General features: G+C 51.0%; 18 protein-coding genes. 5 read left to right on the plus strand and 13 right to left on the minus strand.

Going from position 1 to position 22,719, the window contains the following annotated elements; genetic code table 11:
- Nucleotides 1-282: 282 nt before the first annotated feature.
- The 9 genes from ACJJIQ_RS00685 to argS all read right to left on the minus strand — a co-directional run bounded on the left by ACJJIQ_RS00685 (nucleotide 283) and on the right by argS (nucleotide 10,842).
- Nucleotides 283-426, minus strand: a complete 144-nt coding sequence (locus ACJJIQ_RS00685) for a DUF5713 family protein (protein ID WP_445363383.1) — start codon at nucleotides 424-426, stop codon at nucleotides 283-285.
- Between the two features lie 1,004 nt (nucleotides 427-1,430).
- The gene (locus ACJJIQ_RS00690) at nucleotides 1,431-2,099 is read right to left on the minus strand and encodes a sulfotransferase family 2 domain-containing protein (RefSeq protein WP_445363384.1); all 669 of its coding nucleotides are present in this window, start codon (nucleotides 2,097-2,099) and stop codon (nucleotides 1,431-1,433) included.
- A 196-nt stretch (nucleotides 2,100-2,295) separates the two neighbouring features.
- Nucleotides 2,296-3,774 (minus strand): nucleoside hydrolase, encoded by a 1,479-nt coding sequence (locus ACJJIQ_RS00695; RefSeq protein ID WP_445363385.1) that lies wholly within the window; start codon nucleotides 3,772-3,774, stop codon nucleotides 2,296-2,298.
- A gap of 181 nt (nucleotides 3,775-3,955) precedes the next feature.
- Nucleotides 3,956-4,843 (minus strand): dTDP-4-dehydrorhamnose reductase family protein, encoded by an 888-nt coding sequence (locus ACJJIQ_RS00700; protein ID WP_445363386.1) that lies wholly within the window; start codon nucleotides 4,841-4,843, stop codon nucleotides 3,956-3,958.
- 164 nt (nucleotides 4,844-5,007) lie between these two features.
- Nucleotides 5,008-5,712 (minus strand): DUF1266 domain-containing protein, encoded by a 705-nt coding sequence (locus tag ACJJIQ_RS00705; RefSeq protein WP_445363387.1) that lies wholly within the window; start codon nucleotides 5,710-5,712, stop codon nucleotides 5,008-5,010.
- Complete coding sequence (locus tag ACJJIQ_RS00710) at nucleotides 5,684-7,645, minus strand: hypothetical protein (RefSeq protein WP_445363388.1); 1,962 nt, start codon at nucleotides 7,643-7,645, stop codon at nucleotides 5,684-5,686. The genes ACJJIQ_RS00705 and ACJJIQ_RS00710 overlap by 29 nt, the downstream gene beginning before the upstream one ends.
- Nucleotides 7,646-8,131: 486 nt before the next feature.
- Complete coding sequence (locus tag ACJJIQ_RS00715) at nucleotides 8,132-8,323, minus strand: hypothetical protein (protein ID WP_445363389.1); 192 nt, start codon at nucleotides 8,321-8,323, stop codon at nucleotides 8,132-8,134.
- A 53-nt stretch (nucleotides 8,324-8,376) separates the two neighbouring features.
- On the minus strand, nucleotides 8,377-8,559 hold the full coding sequence (locus ACJJIQ_RS00720) for a hypothetical protein (RefSeq protein WP_445363390.1): 183 nt from the start codon (nucleotides 8,557-8,559) through the stop codon (nucleotides 8,377-8,379).
- Between the two features lie 546 nt (nucleotides 8,560-9,105).
- On the minus strand, nucleotides 9,106-10,842 hold the full coding sequence (gene argS, locus ACJJIQ_RS00725) for an arginine--tRNA ligase (protein ID WP_445363391.1): 1,737 nt from the start codon (nucleotides 10,840-10,842) through the stop codon (nucleotides 9,106-9,108).
- A gap of 145 nt (nucleotides 10,843-10,987) precedes the next feature.
- On the opposite strand from argS, the gene sbcB reads away from it, so the two are divergent.
- The 4 genes from sbcB to ACJJIQ_RS00745 all read left to right on the plus strand — a co-directional run bounded on the left by sbcB (nucleotide 10,988) and on the right by ACJJIQ_RS00745 (nucleotide 15,997).
- The gene (gene sbcB, locus ACJJIQ_RS00730) at nucleotides 10,988-12,439 is read left to right on the plus strand and encodes an exodeoxyribonuclease I (protein ID WP_445364854.1); all 1,452 of its coding nucleotides are present in this window, start codon (nucleotides 10,988-10,990) and stop codon (nucleotides 12,437-12,439) included.
- 111 nt (nucleotides 12,440-12,550) lie between these two features.
- Nucleotides 12,551-13,567: an aspartate carbamoyltransferase gene (locus tag ACJJIQ_RS00735; protein WP_413664546.1), complete on the plus strand. Its 1,017-nt coding sequence runs from the start codon at nucleotides 12,551-12,553 to the stop codon at nucleotides 13,565-13,567.
- 195 nt (nucleotides 13,568-13,762) lie between these two features.
- Nucleotides 13,763-15,169 (plus strand): NfeD family protein, encoded by a 1,407-nt coding sequence (locus tag ACJJIQ_RS00740; RefSeq protein WP_445363392.1) that lies wholly within the window; start codon nucleotides 13,763-13,765, stop codon nucleotides 15,167-15,169.
- 63 nt (nucleotides 15,170-15,232) lie between these two features.
- Nucleotides 15,233-15,997, plus strand: a complete 765-nt coding sequence (locus ACJJIQ_RS00745) for a slipin family protein (RefSeq protein WP_413664548.1) — start codon at nucleotides 15,233-15,235, stop codon at nucleotides 15,995-15,997.
- A 61-nt stretch (nucleotides 15,998-16,058) separates the two neighbouring features.
- Here the strand turns inward: ACJJIQ_RS00745 and pgi are convergent, their stop codons facing one another.
- The 4 genes from pgi to nhaC form a co-directional block, all read right to left on the minus strand.
- Nucleotides 16,059-17,684, minus strand: coding sequence for a glucose-6-phosphate isomerase (pgi, locus tag ACJJIQ_RS00750; RefSeq protein WP_445363393.1), 1,626 nt, complete (start codon nucleotides 17,682-17,684; stop codon nucleotides 16,059-16,061).
- A 320-nt stretch (nucleotides 17,685-18,004) separates the two neighbouring features.
- Nucleotides 18,005-18,199 (minus strand): hypothetical protein, encoded by a 195-nt coding sequence (locus tag ACJJIQ_RS00755; RefSeq protein WP_157533369.1) that lies wholly within the window; start codon nucleotides 18,197-18,199, stop codon nucleotides 18,005-18,007.
- Nucleotides 18,200-18,663: 464 nt separating this feature from the next.
- The gene (locus tag ACJJIQ_RS00760; protein ID WP_445363394.1) at nucleotides 18,664-19,710 is read right to left on the minus strand and encodes a DUF3549 family protein; all 1,047 of its coding nucleotides are present in this window, start codon (nucleotides 19,708-19,710) and stop codon (nucleotides 18,664-18,666) included.
- A 19-nt stretch (nucleotides 19,711-19,729) separates the two neighbouring features.
- Nucleotides 19,730-21,196 carry a Na+/H+ antiporter NhaC gene (gene nhaC / locus ACJJIQ_RS00765; RefSeq protein ID WP_444928210.1) on the minus strand — a complete coding sequence of 489 codons (1,467 nt, stop codon included), beginning with the start codon at nucleotides 21,194-21,196 and terminating at the stop codon, nucleotides 19,730-19,732.
- Nucleotides 21,197-21,509: 313 nt separating this feature from the next.
- On the opposite strand from nhaC, the gene ACJJIQ_RS00770 reads away from it, so the two are divergent.
- Nucleotides 21,510-22,679, plus strand: coding sequence for a 1-acyl-sn-glycerol-3-phosphate acyltransferase (locus ACJJIQ_RS00770; protein WP_445363395.1), 1,170 nt, complete (start codon nucleotides 21,510-21,512; stop codon nucleotides 22,677-22,679).
- The last annotated feature ends 40 nt before the right edge of the window (nucleotides 22,680-22,719 follow it).

Below are 22,719 nucleotides of genomic sequence, written 5' to 3' on the forward strand. Positions count from 1 at the left end.
GGGGGAGGATAGGTTCTCTAAGGTTGTTGGTTGATAACTCCATTCTCTGAGTAAGTAGTATGAATTTCAGTGTTGCCACTTGCTCAAGGCTCATTCTAGTTACGCTCATTAAATGATCAGACAAAATAAAAGAGTGTTTCATAGCTTAATAGCTGGAGTGCGAGAAAGATCAGGCTAGTGAGTATTCTGGGCTTTTTAAATACAAGGGGAGCTTGCAAAAAAATCGGTTCTTAGCAGGTGCCTCACCGTGACACCTCTTGCACGCTCGCGTATTCTCTATCGTTAATCTCGTGTTGCAGTTAACGCTTCGCGGTCAGCAGCATGGCCATATATTTTTGCAGTATTATAAAAGTCGCCAGCAATACATTTTCGCGCAACAGTTTCTATTACACTATTACGTTTTTTTATGGTCTGCTTATGACTCATTGAACTTATCAGTCGTAGTATGTGTTAAAGCGAATGGTTCACTTATATTTTTAGTTCGAATTTCTATTATAGCTGAACAAGAAGAGTGCGTGCTTTATTGGTGACTTCAAGCGGGCAATAGCTATCGTGGTACGTCTGGGGTAGGGATTCATGTTCTTTTGCATTGCCATTTTAAGATTTATTTTCGGCTGTGAAATTATTTTATGAGATAAGTGGGAATAGTTTGTTTTTTGTTTAATTTGGCGGTTCTACAAAAAAGATAATGTAATTAATGGTTTAGGGTAAGCTGGAGTGTTAATAAAAATATTCAGCGCTTAACTTAAGGGTATTCTGCCAAATTAAGTGGCTGGATAAACTTGCTTGGGTGACCAAGAAAAATGGATTTTTAGGGGGGTGTTTCTTGGTAAGTGTTATTGGATGGTGTTTAATATCATAACTCTATCTTGTTTCTTCACTTTTATATGCCGCATTTGAAGGGTGATTACCATTATTGCCCCCCCCCCCCCCCCCCCCCCCCCCAAAAAAAAACACACACATAATAGAGGTGGTATGGTTATTTGTGCCCATCAATGCCGCCGATTCTTCATTGCTGGAAGAGTCCCTTTCTTAAATGCTGGATTCATAGAAGTATATGCAATTATCTCTGATGGCTGGTTGCAGCTAATGTGGTTGTGCTTGAAGCTTGGATTGAGTATGTATTGTATTGGAGTGGTCACGCAAATTTTCAATTGGCTATAAGTATGTGTCATCTTTGTAAGCTTCTCTAGCTGTCATTGATTAAATCTTAATTGCTGCCATGGAATTACTTTCCTTGGTGATTGTTTGTTGGTGACATGTTAGGTGTTAGAAAATGTTTAGTTTTTCGGGAGAAGGTTGAGTTCAAGAGGTAGGGTGCGTTTTCGATTGAGTGCTTGTACTCACTGAAGGGTATCTGCTTTCTTGTAAGTGTCTATTTTTAAGTTGGTCTGTGAAAATTATGTTCTCGCTACAAACTTAAGGAGCCTTTAAATTTTATATCCTAACAGAATGAAATCCTTCTTGTAAGCTTTTGCTATTAATGTCTTGCTTCTTGTGCTTAGAGTTAATTGGTTATCTTTGCTGGTGTTTGAGATTCTAAATGGAATTTTCGAGTTGATTTTTTGTTGTAGATGTCGCGAATCAGAATGAAAGTTTTCTAGTCGTCCAATAAAATCAATTTCAGAAACTCTTCCTGAGAAAATAAATAGACTCTGTGGGATAACGTGAGGGTTTAATTTGGCCATATTTTTAACTTCGGATAATCTTAGGGCGCACTCCTCTATGGGCATATTGGGATAGATGCCGTAATCCTTTAGGTTTTTGAAGATATGTTTTTCTGGTTTGTCTGTTAGTATTTTGTTTTTATAAAAAGAGAGAAACCGGTCATAGGGGTTTCTTACGAAAGTAAAGGTGTAGCAGTTTGGGAGTGCGGACTTATTTGTCTCTACTTTATCAAAATATAGTGAATTCGCTTCCTCAGAGTGTATTTTTAAATCTGGAGTTTTTGTGTGGTTGTTATGGTGTTCTGCCAGCCATTTTTCTATGGTGGTGCAGGCTGATTTAGGTATTCTCTTATAGGCTATGTTATAGGTTTTATTGTAAAAATAGGCGCCCATGGTGGTTTTTTTTGGGGTGAAGAGTCTGTATAAGTTCATTTGTGCCGTGTTTGAGTTTTAGTTGAAGCTAATTTGTTTGCTTTCTGTGAATGGTAAACAAAAATAAATTGATCTGGTTAGTGGGTAACTTTAAGGGTAATCGGACAATGTTGTCGATTACCCTAGTTAATTGATATGTATATAAAGTAGATTATCTACAAGTTTGTATTTCTTATCAAGAATGTTGCTTTATTAATTAATGAGTACTCGTGCGGCACTTAGGTCCCCTCTGTGCAGCATTAAAGCGATCGCGCAAGCGTTCGATCATTGCTGAGCGCGCAGCATCGTGGTTTATACCCATAACCACATTTACTGCCAAGCCCTCGCCATTTTCAGCAATGGTGGTTTTTCCTACAGTTGGGTCGAAGGTGATGGGATCATAAGGAGTCATACTGTCAGCCAGTCCGGCATTTAACTGGTCTACTTCGATAAATCCGGGTACCAAATCCATCTCTAAAGTTTCAGGCTCCAAAAGTACCAAGGCAGCAATAATATCCCACAGGCGAATAACGGCATCCATGGCGAAGTCACCATTACCCTGGAAATCCCCACCCTCAAATTCACGAATGGAACTGAGGAGTTGGGAGGTGTAGCAGGCTTCCGGAGTTGCGCGGCGCTCTGCGAGGGCTTCGATGGTGCTGCCTTGTACTTTGGCCATATCGGTTGAGTTGGTCGGAACCAGATAGGTTTCAATACGATTTTTACTCAGGGCGTCGAAGGCCCATTGTGCGCTCAGTGGGTCGAGCAGAATATTGAATTCCTGATGGGTACTGAAGTCGCTGTCACAGCCAAAGCTGGGGTGGGAGAAAATATTGCCGCCCAGATTTCTAGATTTATCGCCAAAGCAGGCTGCTTCGTGATTCTGGGTAAACGGCTCATAATTCTCAAAGCCACCACCCATCATAATAACGCGGTCAATTTTAGCCAGCTGCTCTTCGTTGGCTTTGCCAAGTACCCGGGCCAGGGTGGTGAGTTTGCCGGTATTGAAAACTACTGGGCGTTGCTCCAGGTTATCCATCGTTTCCAGGATAATGTCTTCGGCCAGCTCAAAATTGAAGGAGACACCATTGTTACCTTGGTAACGGTAGTGCTCCTGTTTTGCGCGCGGGATTAGGTGGTCAGTTCCATATAAGGTGGAGCCGTTGTCACGCCAGGGGCCGGGTACATACTGGCCGTAGAGATTGATACCCATGGCGTTGCGGCGCTCGAGGTTCCAGGTGCCGGTGGAGAAATCGGAGGAGTTGGGTAGTTGGTAGTCTTCTCTGCCGAGAACGGCCTTATCGTCATTTACTGGAGATACTGAAGCTTTGCCGTTTGCGCCGTAGGCGACTTCTTCTGTGGCAAAATAGGCTCCGCGAATAACCTGAGTATCGTTATTTCCCAGCCATTCGAGGATGTTGTAAACAGTGTTGGCCCCGTGCGCTACGGTATTGAAAGAGTCCTCAACGACAGCCAGCTCCAGGGTATAGCGTGGGTCTTTGGCGATTAGCATCAGTGCTACGGCATCGTCAAAGTTATTGAAGTCGCCAATCCAGATAATGGGTTGGGCGTTTTCAGTCTTGATGGCCTGGTGTGGTTTCTTGCTGTGAGGTCCGCTATCCGCATTGCAAGAAGCCAATGTGGTTAGGCTGCCCAGTACCAGAGCTCCCGCAGAGAACCAGTGTTTTAATTTCATTTATCCTTCCCTAAATATTCGAGTGGTTTTACTCGGCAATCCAATAGCTCCTCCCTGATCTACTCGATTGCCACCTTGTAGTACCGTTTGTTGTATGAGTTAACGGTATTACATAGGTGTGAGCCGGAACATGGCCGGCAGCGATACTTCCCTGTAGCGCTTTGTTTGAGAGCTGTTTAAATCAGCCTGGAATAAATGGCTTTAAATTTCGTAACAGCTGTTGCTCCAGGGGTTCGCTACTGCTAATCCCCATATCTGTCAGTTTTGATTTATCCAGTTGGCAATTGTAAGGGCGTGGCACTGTAAAATTGGGTTCACTTTCAGCGCTCAGGTGTTCGGCATTCAGATTGCAAGCCTTGGCAATAATGTGTGCGAGCTCGTAGCGTGTGCAGGCCGTATCGCCACTCCACTGGTAAATGCCTTCAAAATTCATACCACTACGAATTTTTAGCAGGCATTGCTCCAATACTTCGGCCACTTCCTCAACACTGGTGGGAAAACGAATAGCCCAGTGATCCAACGTGACTGGCTTTTGCTCGCGCAAAGTATCCAGTAGGGCGGTGATACCGGATTCCTCCAGATAGGCAACGGGCCCGAATAACCAGGGCAGCCTCAATACCCAGTGGTTTCCGTTATTCAGTACGGCCTCTTCCCCTGCCAATTTACTGCGGCCATAGAAGTTAACCGGGTTGGGATTGTCATCAGCTTTGTAGGGCGGGGTGCTGCCATCAAAAACATAGTCGGTGCTGATATACACTAATTGTGTATCGTTTTCGTTACAGTATTTCGCCAGGAATTCTGTGCTGCTGACATTGAGCTGCCAGGCGGTGTCGGGGCTGTCGGCGCAGCGATCAGGCCAGCGCTCGGCGGCGCAGTGAATGACAATATCGGGATTAACCTGTTGCAGGCAGGTCTTCACCGCTTCGCTATCGGACAAGTCCAGGCGAATTAAATTTTCTCTCGCGCGGGAAAAGGCGGTACCGGTAACAGAAAAAACCGGATTGCTGGAAAGCTGTTTAAATACACTGCGCCCCAATAGGCCGGAGGCGCCGGTTATTAAAATCCTCATGTGAACTCCCCCTTTCATTGGGGCAAAGGCAGAAGTATGCCATGTTCGCGCACTTAATGCTGCTGGGGCACGTGGCGGAGATAAGTTAAGTTTTCCAGTATATTTATCATGAGGGCGGGATGAGGGCAGGTAATATCTGCCCCATCACCTTATCTTCAAGTAGGTCAAAACGGATTCAGGTTTAAGTCCCATGGCAGTGAGTTCCATGGACTATGTGGACTGCCGGTTAGACCCTTAATCACCTCTGTCGACTCTTTGGCAAAATCCTCAGAGAGGGTCTTGCGCCAGTACTGGCGCCCGGCAATATAGCTGAGACCATAGCTATACCAGCTATCGAAAGATTTCTGTGCTCTCTGGGCGATATCCAGCATTTTTTCCCAGGCTTCCTCTTCACTGAGTAGCTCCAGCGAGGTGCACCAGCGGCTGACGCTAATAAAGCGCGCATAATCCCAGGCACCAATACCACCAATTTGCAAGGTGTGGCGGTAGGCCTTTACCAATTTTAAGCGTATCTGCTCATCGGTATCGTGATCATGGGCTTCGATATAAGCATCGATGGCGGCTTCCGACAATCCCTCGAAGTGTTTTTGTTGTGGCATATACCCGGCGTTATGCCCTTCTGTGCGCAGCCACTCCAGCATACTCAGGCAGTCTTCGCGGGATTCAATACCCCAGTCGCGCTTCATCATATGGGCGATATTCTGCCGGGATTGGTCGGAGGTGCCCAGGTTGTGAAAAACATCGTGGCGCAGTTCGTTCATTTCACAGAGCTGCCCCATAAGGCCCAGTATCCAAAGCTGGGTCTGCGACAGTGCATCGGGGTTCAAAAAATATTCTTGCTCAGGCGCTAGGTTCGTTAGCCACTTCACTGTTCATTCTCTCAATAGTTTCTTTAAAAAGCGTTATTTGTGCGGGGTCGGCCTTGGCTCTTTCCAGGGCCTCGAGTGCGAGTTGGGCGCTATCTCTGTTGCCGGTCCCGAGGGCGATCTGTATCCACTGCAGAGCGGAATCCCGCCTGGCGGTGTTATAGAGGGTGGCGTTTTCAAATGCCGTCATGGCCTCATCGAGCTGCTGCAATTTCAGGAGGCACAGGCCCAGCTTGTGCCAGTGCTTGCTGCAGGTGGGGCAGTATTCTAAAACCTGCTTTAAGTCGGCCGCCTCCGCAGCGTAGTTCTCGGTCGCCCTAAATATTAGGGCGCGAAGGGTATAGCTGTGGTGTTCTTCGCTGTTGATGCGGATTGCGTGGTTAATATTTTCCAGAGCCTCATCTAGTTTTTCTGGCTCTTCTTGGCCGAGTTGACAGCCGGCCAGTAACCTCAGTACCTTGCTAGATTCCGGATTGAAATGCCGGGCCTGCAGGAGCATTTTTTCCGCCCATTTAAATTTATTGTTGACGTATGCCGTCTCGCCGAGCTTAACGAGGGCCTCGTAACCGTTGCCGCCACTCATTACCGCAAGATTGAGTGATCGATTGAAGGTATTCTCTGCTGCCTCCAGCTGATCGATCGCTTCGTAGGCAAGTCCCAGTAGATAGTGAAACTCGCCATCTCTGTCGGCTTTGGAAAAAAATCCTGACTTGGTGAGGGGGAGAAGAAACTGAATCGCCTCGTGGTAGGCACCTATCTCCAGATATCCCTCGGCTACATAGCGCTGTTCGCGGGTGTCCTTTGGGTGTTTTTCCAGGTGCTCAAGGCCCTGCTGAATAATTTTCTGGTTGATTTGCACCAGCTGAATACGTGCTTCCATATCGAAGGGCACTTGTGCCAGGGCCTGCTCAAAGAGATGTTTGCTGGCGAATAGATCGCACCTTTGCAGGTAGCAGGCGGCGAGTCCCTTGAGAGCGAGGGGGTGCTCTTCATCAATGGCGAGGGCGGATTCGTAGGCGCTGAACGCAGCGCTGAAATAGCCTTGGCGATAGTACAAGTTGGCACTGCGCAAGTGCCCATCAATATTTCCACTAAAGGTGTTGTTGAGTTGTTCGCTGTATTGTAACGCGCGCGCGAGATCGCCCTCGTTTAAGTACAGACTGGAGAGTAGGCGGTAGAGTTCGGGGTCTTGTACATTATGCCCTTGCAGTGCGCTCAGCAGAGCATCGCGCTCATCGTCTTCTGGATCATCGAGCAGATAGGTCAGCAGTTTGCGTTGGCGGAGATAGGTCTCGACTGTTTCCAGGTCGCTGTTTTCTGGGAAGCGAATGTCTCGGTAGGATGGCCCCCAGCGACAGACGATAGCATGATTTAACACATAACGTAGAAAGTCTTCTTCGAAATACTGTTGCAGCCAGCTGTGGTTTTCCTGCCAGGCGAACTGGCTTTCCAGGTAGCTGATAACCTCGCTGGGGATAAAAGGGTTTCGGCCAATAAACTGCAATAGCCCCAGCGCTACGTGCTGGAGAACTTCTATATCCCAGGTTTCAGCCTGGTCGAAAATGGCCTGCCAATTGCCGAGCTGTATCCGCGCATTAAAGTCTTCATAGAGCTCTACGACCGCCTGTTGCAACTTGGTCACTGCCTGTTCGCAGCTGTCGCGGTCGCTGTCGATGATTTCTCTCTGAGCATGGGGCGCGACTTGAGCTGCGGTATTTTCTGCGGCCGGCACCGGGCTGGACTGCGGCGCGCTTTGCTCCTGAGTGGGATGATAGGATTTGGCTTCTTCCAGGGCCTCCTCATAGGCGAGGCGAAGCTGCTTGAAACCCTCGGGGTCTTCATCTGGACGATGCTTTTTGAGTTTGGAGGCGTAGGCACGCTTAATCGCCCTTTTATCCACTGTGGCGGATATGCCAATAATGTCCCAGCAGGTCATTCTTTTATCTCGTGTTGGATAGGTTTTCTACAAATATTGTTTTGCTGTCTCTGTGAAATATTCAAGCTTGCGTATTTACTGCGCTGCTTACAACCTAACTCTAGGTGGCAGCGCCGGTGCACAGTTGCTGTGACAGGCTTGGCAAATAGCTTTTGTGCGGGGCGTTATACACACCCGCGCTAGGTGTTTGAAGTGTATTTATTGCCAAAATTCAGTAATAGTGAAATGTCACTATTTGTTTTTGTTTATGGGCGATAAATCTGAATTGTCAGCAGGCAATGACTGTCATTTTGGCGATAATTACTGCCGGCCGCGTTTGCTGTGGGTCCGCCGCAAAGGCCTGCATGGCGCCCTGGTTGGGATCTTTTTGTGTGGTAAATGTCTCGCGATAATTGTATGCGGTAAAAAACTCCTGACCTTTGGCCGTATTTGCAGGTGTGCGGTTATATCGGCAAAATGGCTTGGGAGCAGGCGCTGGTAAAAGTGTCAGAGCTCGGCAGTGATGGGCGAAACTGGGGCCTGTTCGCGCTTGTAGAATTGGTCGGGCTCGGAGGCGGCAACTTCTGTTACATAAGAGCGGTATATAGCTGATGGACAGCGACCTTGCCAGTGCTTAAAGGTGATGGCGGCTATACTGGTTGAGGTTTCCCGATAGTCGACATCGGCGGCTAAAATCATTGTGTCAGGACTCTGGCACTAGTGGTAACGGAGGGCGGTGAAGGATGAGCGCACTAGTCACCGTCACCGCTGTAATCAAGCGCATCTTCATCGTCGCTCAGGCCTATACGGATCCTCTTCTTTTCCTTCTTGGTCTTTTTCTTCTTTTTGTCGAGCCCGAATAGTGCTCTGACCAGCGCGACCAGGTGAAAAGTTAAGAGTGCGATAATAATAACGACTATTAAAAGTACGAACATATAGAATCTTTTCCTGCTTGAGTGTCAGTTCCGTTGATACTGTTGCGAGGCAGGGGTGGCAGTTGCAAGCAAGAGCCGCAACGCAGCAGATGCGGCCTTCAAGGCCCGCAGAGGCATTATGGAGTTATTCAGAGGCTCCCTAGATTCCCACAATAACCGACACACATGACGATAACGGCACTGGTATCGCTCTATTTGCAAAACATCACCGGAGTGATCTTTATGGGGTGCCAAACGTAGAAGCGCGGCATGATATTGGGGACGGGCAGTGGTGACAAGTACTTAGTGCAGATTTATATCGGCAGAGAGAAGTGGTCGACATGAAGCGGTAAATACGTCGACTTGAGCGCTCGTTTGTGCCGAAGCCGGGGGCGATCTATACATTTACCAGACGGCATTGCCAGCGTGTATCGAGCGTTTTCCACAGCCCGGCGCCCCAAGGATAGGCGCTTTTGTTCGCAGGGCCTGACCGTGGATTGCTCGGGCGCGGCAGGAAAAGGCATGCAGAGACGGCAGAGGGCGGTGGCCGCCCTCTGCATACGCAGCTTACATTTGCTCCATTACCTCAATACCGAGCAGATCGAGGCCGGCGGTTAGTGTGCGCGCGACCAGGTTGCACAGCTGTAGGCGGCTGTGTTTCTGCGTTTCGCTGATGCCTTCTTTTAGCACCGGACAGGCTTCGTAAAAACACATATAAGCACTGGCCAGCTCGTACAGGTAAGTGCAGAGCACATGCGGGAAGGTATCTTTGGCTACCTGGTCCAGTACTTCGCCAAATTGGCTTAGTTTAATTGCCAGGGCGCGTTCCTGTGGGTTTTCCAGTTGGATATCGCCCTTGAGCTCGCTCGGCTCAATACCGGCTTTGCGGAAAATACTGCGTACGCGGGTGTAAGCATACTGTAGGTAGGGGGCGGTATTGCCCTCAAAGCTCAGCATGGATTCCCAGCTGAAGATGTAATCGTTAGTGCGGGTTTTGCTTAGGTCCGCATATTTCACCGCGCCGATGCCCACCTTGCGCGCGATTTCTGCACAGGTTTTTGCATCCAGCTCCGGGTTTTTCTCAGCCACCAGTTTCTCTGCACGCTCTACTGCTTCATCCAGGAGGGCTGCCAGTTTTACGGTGCCGCCGGTGCGGGTTTTAAATGGTTTGCCATCGTCGCCCATCATGGTGCCAAAAGCGCAATGCTCTAGAGAAACCGACTCCGGCAGGAAGCTCGCTTTGCGCGAGGCGACAAAGGCCTGTTGTAGGTGCAGGGATTGGCGAGCATCAACAACATATAGGATACGGTCGGCACTGAGTTGGTTGGCGCGGTAGCGGATAGCGGCCAGGTCGGTGGTGGCATACAGGTAGCCGCCGCCTTTCTTCTGGATAATCATCGGGCTGGGGTTGCCTTCCTTATCGGCCATCTCTTCCAGGAAAACAACGATCGCGCCCTGGTCTTCAACGGCGATTCCATTATCCAGCAGCTCATTTACCAGCACCGGCAGATCATCGTTGTACTGGCTTTCAGCGTATACGTCTTCCTGCTTGAGGGTGACATTCAGCTTGGAGTAGATTTCTTCACAGTGGCTGATAGAGATATCAATAAACTGCTTCCACAGTTTCAGGCACTGCTCATCTCCGCCTTGCAGTTTTACAACGTATTCACGGGCGCGATCGGCAAAGCCTTCTTCATCATCAAAGCGAACCTTGGCTTCGCGGTAGAAGACTTCCAGATCGGCCAGTGCCACTTCTGCATCACTGTCTGCCAGCTTGTCGGAAAGGTGTGCCAGCAACATACCGAACTGGGTGCCCCAGTCGCCCATATGATTTTGGCGAACTACCTTGTGACCTTGGAACTCCAATAGACGTGCCAGGGCATCACCGATAATGGTGGTGCGCAGGTGGCCTACGTGCATTTCCTTGGCCAGGTTGGGGTGGGAATAGTCGATGACTACGGTCTTGGGCTCTTCAACCGAGGCGATATTCAGGCGCTTGTCGCCTTGGGCGGACAATAGTTGCTGGCTCAGCCACTGTTCGCTCAAGTGAATATTCAAGAAACCGGGGCCTGCGATCTCGACTTTTTCGATCATATCGCCTTTATCCAGCTGCTCAAGGATCTTGCCAGCCAGCTCGCGCGGGTTGGTGCCCATACGCTTGGCAGCGCCCATAGCGCCATTGGCCTGGTAGTCGCCAAATCCGGCTTTCTTCGCAGGTGCCACAATCGGGCCGCATTCTTCGGGGATACCGGCGGCGAGCATGGCGGCCTGGAATTTGTCGGTGAGGAGCTGGCGAATATTCATAGAGTGAAGTGCTGTCTTAAATTCGTGGAAACGCCGAATTTTAATGGGCGGTGGCGGCTTTGCAACCAGCGTTGGCAAAGGAGTTGGTCCAGAGTGCTCGAAATCTCGACTTGGGTGTCCAGACGAGGAGGTTCTCGGTGGTATGATGCCGCCAAATTATGGAGGTACCGTGAGTTCTACCACACTTTATTGGCACGATTATGAAACCTGGGGTACAGACCCGGGTGCCGACAAGCCGGCGCAGTTTGCCGGTATCAGGACCGACGAAGAACTGAATATCGTCGGCGAGCCATTGATGATTTACTGTCGCCCTTCAGTGGATTGCTTGCCACAGCCGATGGCGAGCCTGGTGACTGGCATTAGCCCGCAGAAAGCCCTGGCCAATGGAGTGCCGGAAATAGAGTTTATCCAGCGCATCCTCGTCGAACTGGGTGCGCCGGGCACCTGTGGGGTGGGCTACAACAGTTTGCGTTTTGATGACGAGGTAACTCGCTACACCCTTTATCGTAATCTGCTCGATCCCTATGAGCGGGAATGGCGCTCCGGCAACAGCCGTTGGGACATTATTGACATGGTGCGCCTCACCTACGCCCTGCGCCCAGAGGGAATCCAGTGGCCCACCCGTGAGGACGGTGCGCCGTCCTTCCGCCTGGAAGAATTGACCGCTGCCAATGGGATCTCCCACGAGGGCGCCCACGATGCGCTGTCGGATGTGCACGCCACCATTGATATGGCGAGGCTGATCCGCAAACAGCAACCAAAGCTGTACGATTATGTGTTCCGCCTGCGTCGCAAGCAGGAGGCCGCCAAGATGATCGATATGCGCGAGCGCCGTCCGCTATTGCATATTTCCGGCAAGGTCTCTGCTAATCATGGTCACTTGACCTATGTGATGCCCTTGGCCAGTCACCCGGTTAACCGCAATGCGGTTATTGTTGCCAACCTGGCGATGGACCCCGAGCCATTACTCAGCCTGGATGCAGACACTCTGCGAGAGCGCCTGTACACCTCTCACGACAAGCTGGGTGAGGGCGAGTTGCCGGTAGGGCTGAAACTGGTGCATTTGAACAAGTGCCCGGTATTGGCGCCTGCAAATATGCTGGATGACAAGCGCGCCGCTGAGCTGGGTATCGATCGCACAACCTGTGAGGCGAACTGGCAGAAGCTCAAAGATATCGATTTGACAGAAAAGCTGCACAACGTATTCCTGGATCGGGAATTCCCTGAGAGAGATGTGGAAGCGGACCTTTACGGTGGATTCCTCAGCGACTCTGACCGCGATATCTGCCGTGAACTGCACCGTGGACTGGCGGCCCGAGGTCCGGAAGCTTTGGCGGGTGAAGTGCCTTTCACCGATAAGCGCTTACCCGAGCTGCTATTCCGTATGCGGGCGCGCAATTTCCCCGAGACCCTGTCTGAGGAAGAGCACCAGCGCTGGCAGATCTGGTGTTTCCAGCGCTTAACTGACGCTACTGCCGGGGCCTCAATCACCCTGGAAGATTACTTCCGCCAGCTGTCTGAGCTGCGGGTTCAGCACCCGGAGCGCATCTCCCTGATTACAGAGCTGGAGAACTGGGGCGATAGCTTACTCGCCTAATGTGTCGAATCACGTCAGCGGCCGTTCTTCCTCTGGGCTCTTTCCTGGTGCCCGAGTAGAATGCCGCTCGCGAATACCCGGCGCCCACAAGGCGCAACCACTGGAGTAACCATGGACTTTATCGGAGCCAATATTCTGTCGGTCAGCCAATTTGAGCGCGCCGACATAGAGCGTGTATTTGATGTAGCTGACGCCATGACCCCCTATGCACAGCGTGAAAAGGTAACGCGAGTATTGGAAGGGGCGATTCTCGGCAATATGTTTATGGAGCCGAGCACCCGTACTCGCCTGAGTTTTGGAGCCGCCTTTAATCTGTTGGGCGGTACTGTACGTGAAACGGTAGGAATTACTGCCAGCGCTATGGCAAAGGGCGAATCCCTTTACGACACCGCCCGAGTGCTATCGGGCTATAGCGACGTGATTTGTATGCGCCACCCAAAAGAAGGGTCGGTGGCTGAGTTTGCTGAAGCGAGTCGTGTGCCGGTGGTCAACGGCGGCGACGGCGCCAATGAACACCCCACCCAGGCACTGTTGGACCTCTACACCATTCGCAAGGAACTGGCTGCGCACGGTCGCACCCTGGATGATTTTCGTATCGCCATGATCGGCGACCTCAAGCATGGCCGCACGGTGCACTCCCTGTGCAAACTGCTGTGTTTGTTTGGCAAGGTGCAGATTACCCTGGTCTCTCCACCGGAACTGGCCATGCCGGAAATGATTGTGGAGATGCTGCGCGGGGCCGGGCACGAGGTGACGGTTACTGATCAACTGGAATCCTCTATCTCCCATGTGGATATTGTTTACTCCACCCGTATCCAGGAAGAGCGTTTCGCCTCTCAGGAAGAGGCCAACCGCTATCGTGGGCGCTTCCGCCTGAATAAGGCTATTTTTACCCGCCACGCAGAGCCTAACACGGTAATTATGCACCCCCTGCCACGGGATTCACGGGCAGAGGCGAACGAACTGGATACCGACCTAAATGAACATCCGAGCCTGGCGATTTTCCGCCAGACCGACAATGGCTTGCTGGTGCGTATGGCTCTGTTTGCTATGTTGCTGGGTGTTGAGAATCAGGTAGATAAATATTCCCGCGATGTGAACTGGTATAGCCGACGCAATCGGGTATAAAACTACTCAACTGGGCGTAAATCCCGGTGGAAATAAACAAGGCCCCAGCTAATTCTGTTAATCTGATGGAATTAGCCGGGGTTTTTTGTTTCCGGTTTAGGGTGTCGTGAATGCTAAAGTGATTTTGCTTGTTCGCTGTGGCACTCAATATCCAAATATTGGCGTTGAGCCAGATGTCGCATCAGGGATGGATGCATGTCGAAGCAGAATTCGCCCGTTTTGTTCTTTCGCAGCCTGGTTTTCCTGGCGCTGCTGCTCAGCCTTTTTGTGTGCAAAAGTGCCGCCCTGGAAGAGCCCTTTCCCCATGTAGCCATACTCAAAATTGATGGCGCCATAGGTCCCGCGACGACTGATTATTTCAAGCGGGCTACGCAGGAAGCTGTGGACCAGGGCGCAGAGTTGGTGATTCTGCATCTGGATACCCCTGGGGGGTTGGATGCGGCCTCGCGGGATATCATCCAGCATATCCTTGCGTCTCCTATCCCTATTGCCACCTACGTTTACCCCTCCGGCGCGCGCGCTGCGAGTGCGGGAACTTATATTCTCTATGCCAGCCAGATCGCCGCTATGGCTCCTGCTACCACCTTGGGAGCGGCTACGCCAGTGCAGATTGGCGGACCTCAGGGCACACCTATGCCGGGGGGAAAGCAGGAGGAGGAGAAAAAAGAAAAGGCGGAAGACGGTGAGGATGGAGAAAAAGAAAAACCGCTTGCGGGAACGGCCATGGAGCGCAAAGTCGTTAATGACTCAGTCGCGTTTATCCGGGGTTTGGCACAGCGCCATGGGCGCAATGCAGACTGGGCGGAAAAAGCTGTACGCGAGGCCGCGACCCTGACGGCTCCGGAAGCGTTAAAAATGAATGTTATCGATATTGTTGCGGATAATGATGACGATTTATTGCGCCAGGTTGCTGGTCGAAAAGTATTACTCGATATCGGTGATTATACGATTCCTGAAAATATTGCCGAGCTGCAAAGTGAAAGTTACGAGCCGGATTGGCGCAATGAATTGCTGGCCCTGATTACCAATCCTCAAGTGGCCTATATTTTGTTATTGGTGGGTATTTACGGGCTTATTTTTGAGGGGTATAGCCCCGGTGCTTTTGTTCCCGGGATTGTTGGTGTTATCTGCCTGTTACTGGCATTTTATGCCTTGCAAGTTTTACCGATTAATTACGCTGGTCTTGCATTAATTATTGTTGGCGCATTGCTGATTGTGGCAGAGGTTTTTATGCCGAGTTTCGGCGCCCTGGGGATCGGTGGAATTATTGCATTGGTGATTGGCTCTGTAATGCTTATTGATAGTGATGTGCCGGGAATGCAGGTTTCCAAACAGCTGATTGGGGCTATTGCCGGTGTAAGTGGTGTCTTTTTATTGATGCTACTAACCGCTGTTGGACGCAGTTTACGCCAGCCGAAAGTCCCGGCAGACCAGGCTTTTGTGGGACGCTCTGCGGTGGTAAGCGAAGTTAAAGACGCAGAGATCTTGGTGCATCTCGATGGAGAGATTTGGCAGGCGACCTGCAACCAGCCTCTGAAGGTGGGTCAGAAAGTTAGAGTAGTGGCCCAACACGGTATGGTTTTACGGGTAGAGGTGGAATAGGTAGGGCAATCAGTTGAGCTAATGAAAGTGCTCAACAGTTAAGGTGGGAATAAGGAGAGTCCAATGATGCTCAGTTATTTTTTTGGGATACTGGTAGTCGCACTTATATTGCTGCTGATGTATGCCATTCGTATTTTGCGGGAGTATGAGCGCGCGGTGGTATTTTTCCTGGGGCGTTTCCAAACAGTGAAGGGGCCAGGACTGATTATAATCATTCCCATTGTTCAAACTATGGAGCGCGTGGATCTGCGCACTGTGGTTATGGACGTACCCACCCAGGATGTTATCAGCAGGGATAATGTCTCAGTTAAAGTCAACGCAGTGGTTTATTACCGGGTGATTAATCCACAGTCTGCAATTATTAATGTGGAATTTTATCACGAGGCTGTAAGCCAGTTAGCGCAAACTACATTGCGGTCGGTACTGGGTAAGCACGAGCTGGATGAGATGTTATGTGAGCGGGACAAGCTAAATGTAGATATCCAAAAAATACTCGATGAGCAAACAGATGCCTGGGGTGTAAAAGTTACTAATGTAGAGATTAAACATATCGATCTTGATGAAAGTATGGTGCGGGCTATCGCACAGCAGGCAGAGGCGGAGCGCGCGCGGCGGGCTAAAGTTATACACGCAGAGGGGGAGGCGCAGGCGGCTTTAAAGCTGACTGAGGCAGCGAATCAATTATCGAAAAATGCCAACGCGATTACTTTGCGCTATATGCAAACCATGATTGATATTGCCGGCGCAAATAACAGCTCTACAATTGTATTTCCGTTGCCACTGGATCTAATTGAGCCAATGCTGAAGCGGGGCTCTGCATCCAGTTAACGATGTCCTTAACAAAGATCAAAAAAGGCCGCACTAATTAGTGCGGCCTTTTTTGTAGAGTTTAGAGCAGCTTTTTCATCAGGCTGCGGGTTGAACTATCCCAGTCATCCTGAGGAATTTCACCCTTGGCAGCCTTATGGATTTTTGAACTCAACTGCTTACCAAGTTCGACGCCCCACTGATCAAAGGGGTTGATCCCCAGCAGGCAGCCGCCAACGTAGACTTTGTGCTCGTACAGTGCCAGGAGCGAGCCCAGGTGGAAAGGATCTAACTTTTCCAGGATCAGGGTGTTGCTGGAGCGATTACCAGGGATTACTTTATGTGGGGCTAGGGCGTGGGCCTCACGATGAGTGTGACCAGCTTCTTCCAGCTCCTGGCGGGCCTCATGCAGGCTTTTGCCTCGCAGTAGCGCCTGGCTCTGGCTGATACAACAGGCCTGCAGCCAGCGGTGCTGTTCAAGAAGTTCAGACGTCGGTTCCTTGACCGCGATAAAGTCTGCTGGAATAAGGTCGGTTCCCTGGTGCAATAATTGGTGGAAAGAGTGTTGGCCATTCGTACCCTCACTGCCCCAGATAACGCTGCCACTGGGGTAGCCCAGCGCCTGCCCGTCCTTGTCGACACTTTTACCCAGGCTCTCCATATCCAGCTGCTGTAACCAGGCGGGGAATCGGGCCAGGCGCTGCGCGTAGGGCAGCACGACATGGCTGGTCGTATGCCAGCACTGGCGATACCAGAACTGGGTCAACGCCATCAGTACGGGTAGATTGGACTCCAGTGGAGTAGTGGCGAAGTGCTGGTCCATTGCATTGGCGCCTTGCAGAAGCTGTTCAAAAACTTCATAGCCGCAAGCAAGAACAATGGGCAGGCCGATAGCAGACCAGAGTGAGTAGCGACCACCCACCCAATCCCACATTGGGAAAATATTCTCAGGAGCAATTCCGAAATCCTGAGCAGCAGTAATATTACTGCTCACCGCAACAAAGTGTTTGGCCAACTGCGACTCGTCGCAACCGGCAGATAACATCCAACGGCGTGCGGACAGCGCATTTTCACGGGTTTCCAAGGTGGAAAAGGACTTGGAAGCAATCACAAAAAGGGTTTCTTCCGCATCAATACCAGCCAGGGTGTCGCTAAGGTCTGCGCCATCGATATTTGCAACAAAGTGCACATCGATAGAGCCCTTGTGCCAAGGGCTGAGGGCCTCTACCGCCATGCGCGGACCCAGGTCGGAACCGCCGATACCGATATTCACGATATGGCGGATCGGTTTATCTGAGAAGCTGCGCCAGCTATGGTTGTGCACCGATTCGGCAAACTGTTTCATTTGCTCGCGGCAATCTTTTACCGCCCGCTCTTGTTCAGTTTTCGGTTGCCCCTGAAATCGCAGTGCGGTGTGCAGGGCAGGGCGGTGTTCGGTATTGTTGACAATGGCCCCGTTCACTAGCGCAGTAATTTGGTTGTTCAGACCTTGCTCTTCTGCATATTCCAACAGCAACTTAAGGGTGTCTTCACGCAAGTGGTTCTTACTGTAATCCAGATAGATTCCGGCTGCGTCTGAGCTGAACTTATCTGTCCTTTGGGGATCCGTTGCAAACAGCTCTCTCAAGGACCACTTATGTTGGTCAAAATGGGACTTCAACCGTGAGATTGCCGCTACACGGCTTAAAGCCAGGGTTTCACTAGTCATGGTATTCGGTTTGTTCTCTTCTGAGCCTTTTTATTGCCACTTGGCTAAAACGTACACAAATCAAATTTTATTTATTATTTCTGGGCGGCAATGCTAACGGCATTTTCTTTGCCGGGCCAGCGCCGCGGGCATCACAGTCTATTACAGGGAATGTTTCGAGATAAGGAACTGTGTGGGGAAAGACAAATGCCGCTCGTTAGAGCGGCATTTTGTGGTGATCCATACTAAATAAGGCTTTGTAAATCGGGTGTCTGTCAGCGGTGATTTGGTCAAAACTTCATTTAGTATGAATCACCACGCTGTCGGGCAAGAAAAAGATTTTACTTGACCACCTTCATGCAGCGCACTCTGTCGGAAGCCATCCAGCAGTCGGCATCTGCAGGACAAGCCATGGATAGAGGAATTTGTTCAGCGCCGGGTGGGCAGTAAGCTGGAGGTGCCGGAGGGCTACAGCAACCTGCAAGAACCAGTGCACTGATAATTCCAATTAAGTACTTGGCTGGAGTGAAATTCATCCCCTAACTCCTTTCCGTTGATGTTAGCCATTAGCATAGCCAATAAAACGTCACCTGTTGGTCAGCTTTGTAAAATCTGTTCTACAAAGGTACCGCCTATTTGAGTGTAATAGGCGTTGGGTTTAAATGTCTGTCAATGATCAAGTTATGAAAAGAGGTGCGCCAATTTATTTTAAAAAACTACTTAAATAAGGGGTTTTTTAAAAAATGTGATTTGTGCTGACCGTTTTTTATGGTGAATTTCGGTTGTTTAATCTACGCGCTGAAACTGATCGCGCCAGTTTTGAGGCAGACTCTAAGAATTATTATTGTGGCTGACAATGCCGCTTGATGGATTGGGGAGTTTTTTTGCGATGCAAAGAAAATGGTTTCACGAGTAAGAGTTTTTTCTGTTAAAAATTCTCACTCGTGAAAGTAGCTTTAATGGGTGAGGGAGCACCAGCTGAGGCGTTATCTTTAGGCCTTCAGTGTGTCGGTTTGGGTCCGTGCAAAAAATTGCCAAAGGCTACTGCGAGACTTTCTTTTCTTGCCGGGTCACGGAGAGCACTCAATAGGGCGATTCGCACTTTCGGAATGAACATTAAGTCGGAAAGCAGCAAGTTAAAAGTCTGCTGGTCAGCGGCATCGGCCAGTTTGCCAACCCACTGTGCAGCCAGTTCCTGCTCTTCCAAATCTTGGACGCAGCGACTGCCTATTGCGGCCAAGACTTCTTTATTCTGGTTGCTGGCATCTTCAGCTAAAAGTGACTGTATAAATGCCTGTCGCAATCCTGTGGCTGGTGAGTGAGAGATACCCCTGATAGCAGCAGCGGCCACCGAGATATCCGGCGTGTTTGCGGTCAGTTCTTGCTCTGCTCGCTCAATAATGGCTGCTGCAAGACGGTGGTCGATCGGCTGGTTTTCCAGGCAATGGCAAATGTTAATAAAAACCGGAGCCGCGACTTTTCCAATCTGGCGCATTAGCAAAGTGCTTTCTTTTTCCCAGCGCACGGCCAAGTCGGCAATCCCTTGCAGCGCAAGGTTGTCCCAGCGGTGATTCTTCGGGTCGCCAAAATAGCGCAGGACAGACTCGTAATGTTCGCTGGGCTGGAGGCCCAGCAGAAGCGCTGTTTGGGAGTGGAATGTTGCCTGCCGCTCAGTTGACGGGGTAAACAGCAAGCCACTTTGCTGCAGCAGTTGGTCCAGCTGCGCTGCAGATTCAGAAGCGGGCCCCTGCTTGAGCTCCTGTGCCAGGGCGTGTAGCAACCCATCGCGGGCTTGCAGTTGCAGTTTGCCCTGCTCGTCCAGGGGGAAGCGCAGGAACCACACGATGGGCTCACCGCCCTCGTTGGGTTGGAGTAGCAGGCCAGTCCAGGCCTGGCGCAAGTAGGGGTGTGGCCAGGGAGCCTGGCCCGCTTCGAATACCGCCGCAGTGGATTTTGAAACCGACTGCAAGCGCCGGCCCAGATCGAACCAGCGCAATTTAAAGTCAGCCTGCTCGATCAGGGCGCTTAGGGTACCGCTTTCACTCATAGGGGGGTTATCTTCTTCCTTAAGATGCCGCAGCCGCTACAGAAATGGGCTTCTGCTTAAAGTGTAACCAGCCATAGGCGATCGCCAGCAGTGGGCAGATAATATTGAATAGGGCAAAAGGCAAATACTCCCAGGTAGCAATACCCAGCGTTGCCGCCATAAAGGCACCACAAGTATTCCAGGGAATAAGCACAGAGGTGATGGTGCCGGAATCTTCGAGGGTGCGAGACAAGTTAAGCCCGTGTAGGCCCTTTTCCTTGAAGGCTTCGCGGAACATACGGCCCGGAATAATAATCGCCATGTACTGATCGCCTGCGGCCAGGTTCATTCCAAAGCAGGTGAATACGGTGGCAGTTACCAGGCCGCCCACTGTTTTAACCAGTGACAAAACTCCCTGGACGATGACCTGAAGGAATCCGGCCCGCTCCATAGCGCCGCCGAAGGCCATGGCGGAGGTGATCAGCCACACGGTGTTGAGCATGCTGCTCATACCGCCTTTGGACAGCAATGCAGCTACGTTCTCGTTGGTGGAAGTGGACTTATAGCCGTCGAACAGGCTGTACCAGGCGCCCTTCAGGGGGGCTAAAGCACCTTCACCGCCACCGAGGCGACGGGCGGCTTCCGGTTCGAAAATCAGTGCGATGGCACAGCCAACCAGGGAGCCAATGATCAATGTTGGGAAAGCGGGGACTTTGCGCCAAGCCATTGCTAGCAACAAGATCAAAGGTAGCAGGCTAACCAGGGAAATTTTGAACTCACTGCTAAGGGCGGTGAGCAATGATTCGATATCAGTTGCGGAGGCAGAACTGGCTTCAGAGGTAAAACCCAGGAAAGCAAAAACCGCCAGGGCGATCGCGAAGGCCGGGATCGCTGTGGACATCATATGGCGAATATGCTGGAACAGATCATTGGATGTTACCGCTGCGGCCACGTTGGTGGTGTCGGAGAGCGGAGACATCTTATCGCCGAAGTAGGCGCCAGAGATTACGGCTCCGGCAGTAACCTCGAGGGATAGGCCCAGAGCGCCGGCGATTCCCATCAGTGCCACACCCAAGGTGCCCGCTGTAGTCCAGCTGGAGCCAATACTTAGTCCTACTACGGCACAAATAATACAGCTGGCGGCGTAGAACCACTGTGGCGACAGAATCTGCACGCCGTAATAGATCATGGAAGGCACTGTGCCGGCCAGAATCCAGCTACCGATAAGTGCACCTACAGACAGCAGGATCAGAATAGCGCCAAATACCAGGCCAATGCCATGGAGCATCCCGCCTTCCATGTCGTTCCAGCTGTGTCCGTTCTTCATCCCCATTAGGGCCACAACGCAGGCGCAGAGCAGTAGCGCTATTTGATTGGGACCGTAGGAGGAGTCTGCACCGTAGAAATATACGGATAGTGACAACAGGGCGACGAGAATCCCGAGAGGGATCAGGGCGTCCGTTAAGCTGGGAGCGCGCGGCTCTGAGCTGGGGTTGGATTGAGACAAGGTGAACTCCTGCTTGACTGCGTGGCTAGCGCCGTATTCGTTATCGTTGTTTTGCCGTCGGCGGCGGTTAATAGCCTTATTCTCATAGCTTGGGGCGGTGAAGTCCACTTTGTATCATCGCAGCATCGCTGTATTTTGGCGTTGACTTGGTCGTCGAAACCGGATTTATCACTGGGGTCAACTATCTGGTCGGGTCCAGTGCTGGCAGTTCGTCGACGCTTCCGGTATGTTCTGCGCCCAGTAGTCCCGGCTGATCCAGCCGCAAAATAAATAAGTGCGGGCCGTCTGAGGCAGGCCCGACAGGTAGTATTTCATGAGAGCAAGTGAGTTAGACCCCTCTCAATTCGAGGATATGCGCCCCTATCGCGATGATGAAGTGCGCGAGGTTATCAAAAGGCTAATTGCCGACCCGGAAATGTCCCACGCAGCGGCGCATTTCCTTGTCCCCAAACTGGCTCAGCTGGAGGGCGCCGTCGCCTGGTTGGTACGTCAGTTTCTGCGCTTTGAACTCCGCAATGTTCGCAATGTGCGGGATCTTCAAGAGATTGTCGGCAAATATATGGAGAAGGTGATCAAGCGCACCACCTCCGGCCTGAGCATTTCTGGTCTGGACACCCTGCCCAGGGATCGCGCCTGCCTGTTTGTCAGCAATCACCGCGACATCGCTATGGACCCGGCGCTGATGATTCAGGCGATGTTCCGCGAAGGGCATGAGACCTCCCGCATTGCGATTGGAGACAACCTGCTCAGCAAGCAGTTTGCCAGCGACCTGATGAAGTTGAACAAGTGCTTCACCGTGGTGCGCAGCTCGGGCAGTCGTCGGGAAAAGCTGCAGGCAGCAACCCAGTTGTCCAATTACATCTATCACTCCATCGTCAACGATAACGAGCATGTGTGGATCGCACAGCGTTCCGGGCGCGCCAAAGATGGCCTGGATCGCACCAATCCAGCACTCTGCGCCATGTTCGCCATGACTAAGAACCGGGAAACGCCCTTTGCCGATTTTTGGCGCAAGTTGCATATTGTTCCGGTATCTATTTCCTACGAATGGGACCCCTGTGATGCACAGAAGGCCAAGGAAATTTACGTTACCGAGCACAAGGACGAGTACAAGAAGGGTAAAAACGAGGACTTGGCCTCGATTGGTAAGGGCATTGTCGGTCACAAAGGCCGTGTACATGCCGCCTTCGGCACGCCGATTGAAGGTGATTTTAACGATGTAAACAGTCTGGCTGAAGAAATAGATCGCCAAGTTATCGGCAACTACACATTGCATCCATCCAATATGATTGCCTACGAGATGGTTTACGGTGAGGTTCCGCAATTACCGGTGGGATATCCGGCTAAAGCCTGGGACCCCGCTGCACATAGAGAAGAGCGGGAGAAGTTTGAAGCGCGCATGGCTCGGGTTGATGAGCGCTGGCGCGACAAGGCTATTCAGGCCTACGCCAATCCCGTGGTATCTCGCCTCGCCTATGAGTAAGGCCCGCTGAGTTCAGAAGCTGGTGGGGAGAGGGCGCTTA

The sequence above is a fragment of the Microbulbifer maximicatervae (SeqCode) genome, assembly GCF_052468295.1.

What these genes read in the sequence shown, in the direction of transcription:
- ACJJIQ_RS00685 (WP_445363383.1), bottom strand. Translation starts at nt 426, where the DNA reads ATGAGTCATAAGCAGACCATAAAAAAACGTAATAGTGTAATAGAAACT.
- ACJJIQ_RS00690 (WP_445363384.1), bottom strand. Translation starts at nt 2,099, where the DNA reads ATGAACTTATACAGACTCTTCACCCCAAAAAAAACCACCATGGGCGCC.
- ACJJIQ_RS00695 (WP_445363385.1), bottom strand. Translation starts at nt 3,774, where the DNA reads ATGAAATTAAAACACTGGTTCTCTGCGGGAGCTCTGGTACTGGGCAGC.
- ACJJIQ_RS00700 (WP_445363386.1), bottom strand. Translation starts at nt 4,843, where the DNA reads ATGAGGATTTTAATAACCGGCGCCTCCGGCCTATTGGGGCGCAGTGTA.
- ACJJIQ_RS00710 (WP_445363388.1), bottom strand. Translation starts at nt 7,645, where the DNA reads ATGACCTGCTGGGACATTATTGGCATATCCGCCACAGTGGATAAAAGG.
- ACJJIQ_RS00715 (WP_445363389.1), bottom strand. Translation starts at nt 8,323, where the DNA reads ATGATTTTAGCCGCCGATGTCGACTATCGGGAAACCTCAACCAGTATA.
- ACJJIQ_RS00720 (WP_445363390.1), bottom strand. Translation starts at nt 8,559, where the DNA reads ATGTTCGTACTTTTAATAGTCGTTATTATTATCGCACTCTTAACTTTT.
- argS (WP_445363391.1), bottom strand. Translation starts at nt 10,842, where the DNA reads ATGAATATTCGCCAGCTCCTCACCGACAAATTCCAGGCCGCCATGCTC.
- sbcB (WP_445364854.1), top strand. Translation starts at nt 10,988, where the DNA reads ATGCCGCCAAATTATGGAGGTACCGTGAGTTCTACCACACTTTATTGG.
- ACJJIQ_RS00735 (WP_413664546.1), top strand. Translation starts at nt 12,551, where the DNA reads ATGGACTTTATCGGAGCCAATATTCTGTCGGTCAGCCAATTTGAGCGC.
- ACJJIQ_RS00740 (WP_445363392.1), top strand. Translation starts at nt 13,763, where the DNA reads ATGTCGAAGCAGAATTCGCCCGTTTTGTTCTTTCGCAGCCTGGTTTTC.
- ACJJIQ_RS00745 (WP_413664548.1), top strand. Translation starts at nt 15,233, where the DNA reads ATGATGCTCAGTTATTTTTTTGGGATACTGGTAGTCGCACTTATATTG.
- pgi (WP_445363393.1), bottom strand. Translation starts at nt 17,684, where the DNA reads ATGACTAGTGAAACCCTGGCTTTAAGCCGTGTAGCGGCAATCTCACGG.
- ACJJIQ_RS00755 (WP_157533369.1), bottom strand. Translation starts at nt 18,199, where the DNA reads ATGAATTTCACTCCAGCCAAGTACTTAATTGGAATTATCAGTGCACTG.
- ACJJIQ_RS00760 (WP_445363394.1), bottom strand. Translation starts at nt 19,710, where the DNA reads ATGAGTGAAAGCGGTACCCTAAGCGCCCTGATCGAGCAGGCTGACTTT.
- ACJJIQ_RS00770 (WP_445363395.1), top strand. Translation starts at nt 21,510, where the DNA reads ATGAGAGCAAGTGAGTTAGACCCCTCTCAATTCGAGGATATGCGCCCC.